At 54.7% G+C, this 12,102-nt stretch carries 5 protein-coding genes; 3 read left to right on the forward strand and 2 right to left on the reverse strand.

What is annotated here, in order from left to right:
* Positions 1 to 227: 227 nt before the first annotated feature.
* Complete coding sequence (locus JUK32_RS26835) at positions 228 to 7,091, reverse strand: PAS domain S-box protein (RefSeq protein ID WP_204141959.1); 6,864 nt, start codon at positions 7,089 to 7,091, stop codon at positions 228 to 230.
* A gap of 292 nt (positions 7,092 to 7,383) precedes the next feature.
* On the opposite strand from JUK32_RS26835, the gene JUK32_RS26840 reads away from it, so the two are divergent.
* The 3 genes from JUK32_RS26840 (at position 7,384) to gcvH (ending at position 10,433) form a co-directional block, all read left to right on the forward strand.
* Positions 7,384 to 8,670, forward strand: a complete 1,287-nt coding sequence (locus tag JUK32_RS26840; protein WP_204141960.1) for a Glu/Leu/Phe/Val dehydrogenase — start codon at positions 7,384 to 7,386, stop codon at positions 8,668 to 8,670.
* Positions 8,671 to 8,856: 186 nt separating this feature from the next.
* On the forward strand, positions 8,857 to 9,957 hold the full coding sequence (gene gcvT, locus JUK32_RS26845; RefSeq protein ID WP_204141961.1) for a glycine cleavage system aminomethyltransferase GcvT: 1,101 nt from the start codon (positions 8,857 to 8,859) through the stop codon (positions 9,955 to 9,957).
* 80 nt (positions 9,958 to 10,037) lie between these two features.
* Entirely contained in the window at positions 10,038 to 10,433 is a 396-nt protein-coding gene (gene gcvH, locus JUK32_RS26850) for a glycine cleavage system protein GcvH (protein ID WP_204141962.1), read from the forward strand.
* Positions 10,434 to 10,796: 363 nt separating this feature from the next.
* On the opposite strand, the gene JUK32_RS26855 is transcribed toward gcvH, so the two are convergent.
* Entirely contained in the window at positions 10,797 to 11,927 is a 1,131-nt protein-coding gene (locus tag JUK32_RS26855) for a hypothetical protein (protein ID WP_204141963.1), read from the reverse strand.
* Positions 11,928 to 12,102 lie beyond the last annotated feature (175 nt).

The following is a 12,102-nucleotide window of genomic DNA, read 5'->3' on the forward strand; positions in this document are numbered from 1 at the left end:
TTGAGGCCATCTTTCAGGGATGGTCACTAGCCCAGGAGGGATTTATGTGTACTTAGTAGCCTTACCAAGGAGAGGTTTATCAAGGCTGCCGGTTCCTCTCCTGGCGTGGGCGTAGCCTGCCCGGAGGGCTTAGGAGAGGTTCTACAACAGCCCATAAAACTGCCGCAACAGATCGCTGCAACCTTTCCCCGACAAGCGATGCACCAACTTGTGTATAAGGGATGACCTTAAAAAGGAGGTCGCCGCAGGAGAGCTGTGGCCCCTTGCGTGGCGAGGGCTGGCGCAAAGTAATAGCCCTGGCCAAATTGACATTTGTTTTTCTGCAAGTACACCAGAACATCGTGATTTTCGATGCCTTCGGCAATGACTACTAAATTGAGATTAAGGGCCAGGTTAATGATCGCTTTCACAATTTCATAATCACGCGGATTAGACTGGCGAGCATTAAGATTCAAGATGAACGATTTATCGATCTTTAAAATATCGACCGGAAATTGGTGCAAATAGCTGAGGGATGAATAGCCGGTACCAAAATCATCCATGCAGACGGCAATATCGCGCGCCCGAAATTCATTCAGGGTTTGCACCGCGAGGGCGCTATTGGTAATTAAGACACTCTCGGTAATCTCGAGCTTGAGCGATCGCCCGGCCAAATTTGCGGCAGCTAGGGCATGGTCAATTTGCTGGATGAGATCGGGTTGCGAAAATTGCCGCCCCGACAAATTGACACTCATCGTTATGTCTTGAAACTCTGGCTCCATCTGCTGCCACCGACGGAGCTGTTGGCAAGCCTGATTCAAAACCCACAGGTCAATAGCGGCGATGAGTCCGGTATCTTCGGCAACTTCGACAAAGGCTCCTGGATAGAGGAGCCCTCGGGTGGGATGCTGCCACCGCACCAATGCTTCGAACCCCACAATGCGCCCCGTTGAGAGGGCGACAATCGGTTGAAAATGGAGCCGAAATTCTTCACGGTTAATCGCATGGCGCAGATCATGTTCCAGCGTCATCTGCTCTAGGGCGATCGCATGCATGGAGGCATCAAACACCACATATTCGTGGCTGCCTTTCTTCGCTTCATACATGGCAATATCGGCATTTTGCACGATTTGCTCCGGCGCAGTATGGTAATTGCTGCTAAACGTGATGCCAATACTGGCGCGAATAAAGATTTCGCGATCGTCGAGAAAAATCGGTAATTCCAACACATTGTGAATGCGCCGAGCCACCTCAATGGCAAACTGCGGCTCCGCGAGATCTTCGAGTAACACCACAAATTCATCGCCCCCTAACCGGGCCGCAATGTCGATGTCTCGCAAACAATTGGTGAGCCGTTCTGCTACTAGCTGTAATAGCTGATCGCCCACGGCATGGCCGAGACTGTCATTGATGACCTTGAAGCGATCGAGGTCAAGAAATAGGACGGCAAACTCGGTGGAGGCGTGGGTTGGCGGCACCTCGACGGGGTCGCGCTGGTGGCGCTGATAGCGCCGCAGGGCCAGTTGCAGCCGCTCTAAAAATAGAGCGCGGTTGGGCAGGCCAGTGAGGGCATCGTGCAGGGCATCATGTCGCAACTGATCTTCGAGTCGCTGCCGTTGCTGCAACTCGGCTTGGGCCTGTTGATACAGCTCCGCCTGCTGAATGGCGATCGCCAACTGGTCGGCCACTTGTTTAATCAGCGCACATTCCTGGTCAGTCCATTGTCGCGCCACGGGATGATGTATGCAGAGGAGACCCTTGAACTGATTTTGGTCACGAATCGCCACCGTCAACATGGCCCCGATGTCGAGTTGTGACAAAATATCCACAACTGCGGTGAGGCGAGGATCCTGCGTGACGTCATGACTGGCCACTGGAGCCGCTTGCGAGGAGACTGCCGCGATGAGGAGACAGTCCTGCCCGCTCACTTGCTGCCCCTGCAACGAAGCTAGGCCGGGTTGCGCAGACGATGCCCAATATTCCAAAGTATCGTCGTCTGTCATGCGCAGTGAAATCGCACAACGCCCCGCTTGAAACACGGTTAACAGAGTTTGAGTCGTCTGCTCCAAAATTTCCTGCAAGTCCAGGCTGTCGCGAATGCTGTTAACAATTTCATTCAGCAGTTGCTCTTGCTGGGCAATTCGTTGCGAGGTAGCGAGCAGCTGAGCTTGCTGGACCGCAATTTCGACTTGCTCACATAATTGCTTCACAAACTCGACTTCGTCGGGTTGCCAATGCCGAGGACTACGGCATTGGTGAATGCACAACAAGCCCCACAGCTGCTCATTCACCACGAGGGGCAGCACCAGATTCGCCTGGATCTGATAATGCTGCAAGAACTCGCGATAGCAGGGCAAAACATCGGCGGTGCTGACATCGGTAATTTGGCTGATGTGTCCCTGGCGATAAGACTCTGTCCACTTATCGGCAAAACAGGGATCGCGCAGCGTTTCGCCTAATACCGAGATCCACTCGGTACCGACCGACTCCACGGTGATATCGCCACTCCAATCGGGGGCGAACTGATAAATGAGGACGCGATCGGTGTGCAGAAATTCGCGAATCCGTATCACCGCTGTCTGCAAAATGGTGTCGAGATCGAGGCTGTGGCGAATGTTTGCGGTCAGCTCGCGCAGCAGTCGCTCGCGCTCAGCCTGCTGGCGTAGTCGGTCTTGCGCAGTGACGAGATCGGTAATGTCGGTGGCCACTAATCCCAAAAGTTGGGGCTGATCGGGCCGTGACAATACGGGAAACAGCACGGACTGTAAGATGCGCTCTTGGCCGTCTTTTTGTAGGCGGTCTTCGATCACTAGGGGTTGCTGGGTCGCGACCAATTGCTGAACCCGTGACATGAAGAGAGCAGCTACTTCATGAGAATGCAGGTCAGAAAAGTAGTGTCCTTCAATCGCAGTGGCGGGTTTGCCTAAAAATTCAGCCGTGATGGCGTTGACTTTGTGATAGCGCCCGGTTTCGTCATACAGTTCGATGATGGCGGGGGAATTGTGCATCAGGGCATGGAGAATTTCATGGGCTTCGACGAGCTCCAGTGCCGATTGCTTGCGATCGCTAATATCCTCATTCACCCCAATGACCCGCACCACCTGTCCGTTAGCATCGCGAACAAAGTAGCCGTGGGCCTCAATATGGCGGATCTCGCCAGTGGGGTGAATAATGCGAAACTCCGAATGAAAACCCGGTTGTTCTGACTGCTGCGCTGCAATTTCGCCTTGGACGATGGCCAGATCGTCAGGATGCACCATGGCGTACCAGTCTTGATGGCGACCCGAATGCTCGGCGACGGTGATGCCGTAAATCTCGTACATCTGCTCATCCCAAAAGGTGCGATCGCTGGCGATGTCCCATTCCCAAATCCCGAGGTGAGCGGCTTCAGTCGCGAGGGTGAGGCGCTGGGTCGTCTCCTGCAAGATGATTTCTTTTTGGTGGCGATCGCTAATATCGCGATTCACACCAATCATGCGAATGGGCTGCCCCGCCGCATCGCGCAAAATCTGCGCATAGGTCTCGAGATATCGCACTGCCCCATCAGCCCGGATAATCCGAAACTCGACACTGTAAATGGCATCCCTCTGTAGTGCAGCCTTTGACGTGGCCAGCAAGCCGGGCCAATCATCGGGGTGGACTAAGCGCTGCCAGGCTTCGTAGGTGCCCTCAAACTCACCAGGAGACAGGCCGTGAATCGTATGCTGCCGCTCATCCCACGTCAGGGTTTGGGTGACCATATCCCAGTCCCAAATGCCGAGTTGTGCGGCTTCGCTGGCGATCGCGAGGCGCTGCGACGTTTCCCGCATGGCCTGCTCGCCCACGGCGCGTTCCGTCACGTCGAGATTGATGCCGATCATCTTCTGCACTTGCCCGCGGGCATCGCGAATGATGATGGCGTGGTCTTCGACGTAGCGCACCTCACCATTGGGGCGAATAATCCGATAGTGCTTGTGCATTTCGGTGGCATCGCCACGCAGGTCAGCCAATTCGCGGTCTAAAACGTGCACGTCCTCAGGATGAATACTCGCCGCCCAATCGTCGTAAGCAATGTCTTTGGCGATGGGTTCCCGGCCATAAATTTCTGACATGCGGGCGTCAAACCACAGCGTATTAGTATCAGGGGCGAACTCCCAAATGCCAATGCGGCCCGACTGGGTAGCCAGGCGCAAGCGACTCGACAGTTGCCGAATGCTGTGTTCGCTGGCTTTGCGATCGCTAATATCCCGATTTAAGCCAATGAGTCGTTGTACCGCGCCATCCAGATTGCGCACCACTGTCAGATGCGCTTCGAGATTGCGAATTTCGCCGTCGGCTTGTCTAATCCGAAATTCTAGTTGGAGCTGATTCTCGCCCTGATGCAATGCTGTTTCCAAGGCCTCCATCTGATGGCTATCTTCAGGATGTAGATACGTGCTCAGCCAAGTTTCAAAGTTGGGCGGCTCTAGGTCGGCAGTTAGGCCATGGATTTGCCGCACTCGTTCGTCCCACACACACTGACCCGTGGTGTAGTCCAGTTCCCAAACGCCCAGCGCGGCAGATGTGGTGGCGAGCGCCAGACGCTGCGAGAGGTCGCGAATTTCCCGCTCGGCCTGTTTGCGCTCAGTAATGTCTTCGCCAATGCAAGTGAAATTAATGACCTCATCCTGGTCATTGTGCTGCACAGTATTATTCCAGGCGATGAGGCGGCGATCGCCCGTTCGCGTGACGATTTCATTTTCGTAATAAGTCGGAAAATCTGCTTGATTGATGGTCTGATTAAAAATCGCTTGTAACTCTGACCGGATTTCTATCGGCAAAAACATCGTGAACCAGTTTTGGCCGATCACCTCATCGCGCTGCCAACCCGTCAGGGATAGCACATAGTCATTGGCGAATAAAATATTGCCCTGCGAGTCGGTCATGATGGCGACCATCGCCAGCGTTTCCAACACATTGCGAAACCGCTGTTCAGAGCGTTGCAAGTCCTGCTCAGCCTGTTTGCGATCGGTGATGTCGCGCCCCACGGCGACGATCGTCGTCACCTGTCCGGCCTTATCCAACACGGCTTGGTTCGACCAAGACAACCACCGCCAGCCCTGGTTAGTGAGGGTGCGTTGCTCTAAGCGACTCTTGTGGGGCGGTTGCCACAGGGCGTCCCACTGTTGCTGGACGGCGGCGTGATCATCGGGATGGCCAGGGGGACGAAAGTCCGTCTCAATCAACTCCGCCAGCGTTTTGTCGAAGAGTTGACAGTAGGACGGACTGGCAAACAGTAACGTGCGATCAGGCGCGAGTTGCAGAATGAAATCAGTTTGGTTTTCGACCAACAGCCGATAGTGTTGTTCGCTCTCGGCCAAGTTGGCAACGGCATCCCGCAATTGGGTGACATCGCGCTGAACGCCAAAGATCCCAGTGATGCGCCCGGCATCGTCATACAGACACAGATAGTCCCCTTCAATCCAGATGGGGGTACCGTCAACCCGCCGCTCATGGGTGTCGATATGGAGACGACCCTCGTCAAATAACTGTCGAAAAATGGCGCGACCCGTGGGGCGATCGTGGGCAAAGAAGTCGTTGGGGGTCCACCCCAGAATGTGATCAATTTGGCTCAGCCCATATTGCTGGCAGAAGGCTTGATTAGCTTTTGTAATGTGCTGGTGAGCCAAGATGTAATCGAGGACGGCATTGATGTCGACGCTGTCGTGCCATGCAATCGGCTCGTCCAGCATCATGAAAAAGAAGCCGTCTAGCGATTGCATGAAAAAAAGATTGAGCTGTTGCTCGCGATCGCGCAGGGTTTGCTCGGCCTGCTTATAGTCGGTAATGTTGCGGCCACTCGCCTGAATCTCGATCAGCTGCCCTTGCGCATCAAAAAAGGCCTGATTCACCCACTGGTGCCATGCCCTCTGGCCGGTGGCCCCGATCACCATATGCTCATGGGTCACGATGGGGCGATCGCTCGAAAGCTGCTGCAATTCGACGATTTGTTGCCTCACCTGCGCCTGATGCTCAGGGGGCACGAGGTCAATAAAGTTACTCCCCATTAACTCAGCGGACGAGCGCTGAAAAAAGCGACAATACGCTTCGTTGACAAAGGTCAGCGTGCCGTCTGACGTTAATCGACAAATCAGTTCCGTTTGGGTATCGATGACGTGGCGATATCGTTGCTCACTCAGTCGCAATGCCTGATTCATTTGTTCTAAGGCTTGCACATAGTGATTAACCTGGGCGGTGAGTTCTTGTTGGCGTTGTTCCGCAATTTTGCGCTCGGTAATGTCTTGTTTAATGGCAATGAAATGAGTGATTTCTGCGGCCTGGTTATATACCGGCGTGATGGTCATGGCTTCGACATAGTGGGTCTGATCTTTGCGACGGTTAATGATTTCGCCGCGCCACACCTCTCCCGCCGTAATGATTTGCCAAAGCTGTCGAAAGAAGGCTGGATCCTGTTGCCCAGAATTGACCAACTCACGCGGATTACACCCGATCGCCTCATCCAGGCTATAGCCCGTGAGTTGAGTAAACGCGGGATTCGCCCATTCAATCGTGCCGTGGCGATCGGTAATGACAACGGCATCGGCACAGGCGCTCAGCGCGACACTTTGTAAGTGCAGTTGGGCAGCGGTATCCGCGAGCGCATAACAGGCATTCTCGGGCGGTAGCGAAGGGGCGATCGCCGCCGCCAACTGTAATCCCTGAAAGATGTTTGGCTGACTTTCTTGCAACATTAATAAATGGATATCCTCCCCCACATTCGCAATTACTGAAAAATGTAATGATTGCGGTTGCCCATGGTCATTCTGCAAGGTCAGAAGTCCATGGCAAGATGCCTGAATGGGGGGCATTAACGCATCACTGTTTGGTGTTTCAGCGGTGACTAAAAGTTGCTGGAGCGATCGCTCCAGCAACTTTTGTGGGCCAACACCGAATAAGTCGCACGCTTGTTGATTAGCGGCCAAAAATCGACCCTGTGGATTAATCAGGAGTCCGGCAACCGACAACTCATCAAATAGCTGACCCAGATGTTCACGCGATAAAGTCAGGCTCAAAGGCAAGAAAAACGAGGACTTTCCTGCGGATAACCAAGAGCGCTCATCAACGGGTTGAGACTCACGATTGAGATTAGACATGAGGGCCTATAGGGTTTACTCAACATCCGAAATACTACGGATGTGGTAACCAAGCTTGCTAATGTATTTAGCCGCTTAGCGTAGCTAGTATGCCCAGATTGTAGAGCTCTGGCCGACTCAGGGGCGACAGCCTTTAAGTTTTGTAGACTCCAGTGACAATTCATCTGGATACATTCAAATGCCCTGACTGTAGACGGGACAATGACATTATCCAATCACAATTTATTCAGCCACATCATGGCTCCTACATCGTTGCCACTAGGGGTCATCGTTGGCGATGAAAAGAGGTATCATGACAGCTTCATTATTGTCGGATGCAAATCGGCGACTGGCGCGGGCGCTGAAACATGTGCAGATTTCCGAGGATGCCAGCGAGCGGTTGCAGTTTCCCAAAGCCAGTCTCAAGGTTTCGATTCCTGTGCGGATGGATGACGGCTCGCTGCGGGTGTTTGAGGGCTATCGGGTGCGCTATGACGATACGCGGGGGCCGACCAAAGGGGGCATCCGCTTTCACCCCAAGGTCAGCATGGATGAGGTGCAGTCCCTCGCGTTTTGGATGACCTTCAAATGCGCGGCGGTCAATCTGCCCTTTGGTGGGGCAAAAGGTGGGATTACGCTCAATCCCAAGGAACTTTCGAAGTTTGAGTTGGAACGACTCAGCCGGGGCTATGTGGATGCGATCGCCGATTTCATTGGCCCGGATATCGACATTCCGGCACCGGATGTCTACACCAACCCGATGATTATGGGCTGGATGATGGATCAGTACAGCATCATTCGTCGCCAATTATGCCCAGCGGTGATCACGGGCAAGCCGTTGGGCATGGGCGGCAGTCAGGGGCGCGATCGGGCCACTGGCACTGGGGCGTTTTATGTGCTCCAGGCGATGTTGTCCAAGTTTGACCGGATCCCCGCCGAAACCACCGTCGCGGTGCAGGGGTTTGGCAATGCGGGCAGCGTGATTGCGCGGTTACTCTTTGATGCAGGCTATAAGGTGGTCGCCGTCAGCGACTCGCGCGGGGGGGTGTATTGCGATCGCGGCCTCGATATTCCCAGTTTGCAACAGTTCAAAGCCTCGACCCGCAGCCTACAAGCGGTGTATTGCGAAGGTACGGTGTGTAATTTAGTCGATGGTCAAGAAACTATCACCAATGAAGATCTCCTCACGCTGGATGTGGATATTTTGATTCCCGCTGCGTTGGAAAACCAAATCACCGCCGACAATGCCCCCCTGGTGCAGGCCAAATATATCTTTGAAGTGGCGAACGGGCCGATTACCTCAGAGGGCGATCGCATTCTCGAAGACAAAGGGGTATATGTGTTTCCCGACATTTTGGTGAATGCGGGAGGCGTTATCGTCAGCTACTACGAGTGGGTGCAAAATCGCAGTGGCTTGTACTGGACTGAAGCCGAGGTCAGCGATCGGCTCAAAACTAAAATAATTGAGGAAGCGGAAAAAATCTGGCGCATTGCCCAAAACCTCGCCATTCCCCCGCGCACCGCCGCCTATGTCCACGCCCTCGAAAGGTTAGAGGAAGCCCACAGCGCCCGTGGCACCCGCGACTACTACGTCAGCTAACCCCGACTTCCAGCCCCCGGCGGCGTCGAGACACGTAGCTGCTGAGCGTGCTTGTTGGAGCCCCCGCCCCCTTGCCAAGGGTATTCAGGGGGCTCAGTAGCCGCGTGACGCGAAACCAGTCCCCAGCAGCCAGGGGGCGGAATACCCCTTACAATCAAGAGCGATCGACCTATCCCTCCATCGCCCATGACCTCTTTGCGTACGCCCCTTTACGACCTTTCCGCCAATCTCAAAGCCCGCTTCACCGAATTTGCCGGCTGGGAAATGCCCGTGCAGTACAGCGGTATTAAACAAGAGCATCAGGCCGTGCGCACAGCGGCGGGTCTGTTCGACATATCGCACATGGGCAAGTTCTTTTTGCGGGGGCAGGGCGTGCTGGCCGCCTTGCAAACGCTAGTGCCGTCCGACCTCAGCCGCCTGACGCCGGGGGAAGCCCAATATACCGTGCTGCTGAATCCCCAAGGGGGCATCATTGACGACCTGATCATCTACTCTCAGGGCACCGAGTTGGATGGCCGCGAGCGGGTCGCCATCATTGTGAATGCGGCCACCACCGACAAAGACAAAGCTTGGATGACGGAGCATTTGTCAGCTGATATCGCGTTTGAGGATGTGTCGCGCGATCGCGCCCTCATCGCTGTCCAAGGCCCGGAAGCGGTGGCCCAATTGCAGCGCCTCACCGCCGAAGATCTCGACAAAGTCGGTCGGTTTGGCCACATCGAAGGCACCGTGTTGGGCCAACCCGCGTTTCTGGCCCGCACTGGCTACACCGGCGAAGACGGCTTTGAAGTAATGATGAGCGCCGACGGTGGGCAAGCACTCTGGCAAACCCTCGTCGAAAATGGCGTCATGCCTTGCGGTCTCGGCGCTCGCGACACCCTGCGCCTCGAAGCCGCCATGGCCTTGTATGGTCAAGACATCACTGACGACACCACCCCGCTAGAAGCGGGACTGAAGTGGCTCGTTCACCTAGATGGGGCGGGCGAGTTTATCGGTCGTCAAGTGCTAGAGCAGCAAAGTACGGACGGCGTGGCGCGGCGCTTAGTGGGGCTACAGATGGAGGGGCGCAACATCGCCCGTCACGATTATCCCGTTATGCAGGATGGGGCAGCCGTGGGCATTGTCACCAGTGGTACCTTGTCACCAACGTTGGGCTACCCCATCGCCTTAGCCTACGTCCCCGCTAACCTGGGCAAAGTGGGACAATCCCTAGCGGTCGAAATTCGCGGCAAGACGTTTCCCGCTCAAGTCGTGAAAAAACCTTTTTATAAACGCAAAACGTCATGAGTTGACACAACTGGGGTTGATAAATACGCTAACAGGCGTGCGACACTGGCAACAGCGCGTGATTACAAGAGAGAACGGTCATGGCCCTTGAGTTTCCCGATGATTTGAAGTACCTGGACACCCACGAATATGCGCGGGTTGATGAAGATGACGCGATCGTGACGATCGGGATTTCCGCCTTTGCCTTAGATCAGCTGGGCGACATCGTCTTTTTAGAATTGCCGGACGTGGGTGATACCGTCGAAAAAGGCGAAACCTTTGGCACGGTGGAGTCAGTGAAAGCGGTGGAAGATTTGAAATCCCCGGTAAATGGCGATGTGCTGGAGCGGAATGAAGCGATCGTGGATTCCCCTGAGCAGATTGTGGATGACCCCTACGGCGATGCCTGGCTGATCAAAATCAAAGCCGAAAATCTGGAAGATCTAGACGATGCCATGTCGGCCGATGAGTATCGCGATCAAGTTGAAGGGAGCTAGCTCAGGCGTGACTAGGCAGTCGGGTGACTGAGTGGCAGAATGGTCAAGGCCCTGGGAGCAATTTAGACTCGACTGCCTAGTCCTGCGGTGAATCCAGTTGGCTGTAGGAGCTAGAACCACGCTTCTGCAGTGTGCTGCCCTGGTGTCACCCATCGCCTGACCAGAAAAATCCAAGGGGCAGCGTGGACCGCGTTTGAAGCCTGAAATAAGGCGATCGCGAGGGTGACGCTGCGTTCACCGAGCCGATGAATCCAGTCGGTGCTCGATTAACACAGATCACCAGCCCAACCCCCGTCCCTCAAAACCGATTGCCGTTGAAGCAGGCCCGATATCGCTTGCCAGCAGGACAACATTGCAAGTGCCTTAGTCGTCAAACCAGATGGCCCGCCAAGCATGTTCTGCCTCTGCCCGGGCTTGCTCTTGCCGCAGCGTGCGATACCGACGACCGAGACGTTTGAGCTTATACAGGGTCTCCTGCAAGCGCCCGCGCCACAACGCGGCCTGGGCATCGGCAAATTCCACATCTGCTAAGCGCAAATTAATCGCCACCAGGTGAGTCATCTCATGCTCGGGCTCTTCGTCACTCTCAAAGGCGTCGTCGTCATCAAGCACTTCGTCGTCATCGTCTTGAAGGTCATCACGGCGATCGGCCATCTCAACTAGCACACTGACTAAATTAGGTTGACTTGGCCCTGGACTATCACCGTCCGCTTCAGTCGCCGCGGCAATCACCATGTCTGGCAGATCTGGCAAAACATTCGCCTGCTTGAGTAAGTGATTGGCCAAGCTCGAAAGGGTTCGCAAAATTGCCCGCAGATGACGTTCTAAGAGCACATGGCGTTTGGCGAGGCTGATCGGGGTGAGGGGCTCGGCTTCCAGAATCGAAAATAGGGACAGTGATGTACTCAGCCGCTGTAGCATCACCGCCGCTTCTTCAGAAGCAGCATCAAAATCAGACTGTTCTGCCGCCGCTGCAGACGAGCCCGGCGTCGAGGCAGCCTGTGCAGCCGCTGGCTCTGAAACCATCGACGATGAGTCAGCAGACTCTACGGTCGATGTCTCTGCGGGGGGCGGCAAGTCAGCCAGTGGAGAGGACTCATCAGGCGATGCCGTTTGCGGATCATCGTCATCGTCGTCATCGGTGTTTGAGGCAAAGGCTCCGTATTTGGCAACTACCGCTTCTTCGAGTTGTGCCGCCAAGTCAGCGAGATTGCTGACTTGGCCTAGTTGAGCAATTTGGTCTTGTCCTTGGGCCGCCAGCTGACGTAAACCGGTTTGTAGCTGCTCGCGCTGTGCCACCGTGAGCGCAATAAACTCTTCTGGATATGCCTGCGTACATAGGTGGTACGCGGCCAGAATTAACTGGCGTTTGACGGCTTGACCAATGATCCCTAAATAGCTTTGGTAAACCGTTTGTAGAGCTTGATCAAGATCTTGGGTGGAAGCGTCTAATTTGGCGAGGTCTGTCGCAATTTGGTCAAGGCTTCTGGCCATGAGGTTTCAATCACAATAGCGGCAGATGTTCGCAACTTGAATCAGGAGCAGTTGCCAGCATCTTGAGTTAGATACAACTTCAGCGACCAATTCAACCGTGAACAGGCGAACCGGAAAACGAGCTGCAAGATATTCGTCCGAAAGTCATTATGCAACCCCGACGTTGAACGGCGGA

The sequence above is a fragment of the Halomicronema sp. CCY15110 genome (assembly GCF_016888165.1).
GTDB lineage: Bacteria > Cyanobacteriota > Cyanobacteriia > Phormidesmidales > Phormidesmidaceae > Halomicronema.

Coding starts and splice junctions, on each gene's coding strand:
- JUK32_RS26835 (WP_204141959.1), bottom strand. CDS start 7,091: ATGTCTAATCTCAATCGTGAGTCTCAACCCGTTGATGAGCGCTCTTGG.
- JUK32_RS26840 (WP_204141960.1), top strand. CDS start 7,384: ATGACAGCTTCATTATTGTCGGATGCAAATCGGCGACTGGCGCGGGCG.
- gcvT (WP_204141961.1), top strand. CDS start 8,857: ATGACCTCTTTGCGTACGCCCCTTTACGACCTTTCCGCCAATCTCAAA.
- gcvH (WP_204141962.1), top strand. CDS start 10,038: ATGGCCCTTGAGTTTCCCGATGATTTGAAGTACCTGGACACCCACGAA.
- JUK32_RS26855 (WP_204141963.1), bottom strand. CDS start 11,927: ATGGCCAGAAGCCTTGACCAAATTGCGACAGACCTCGCCAAATTAGAC.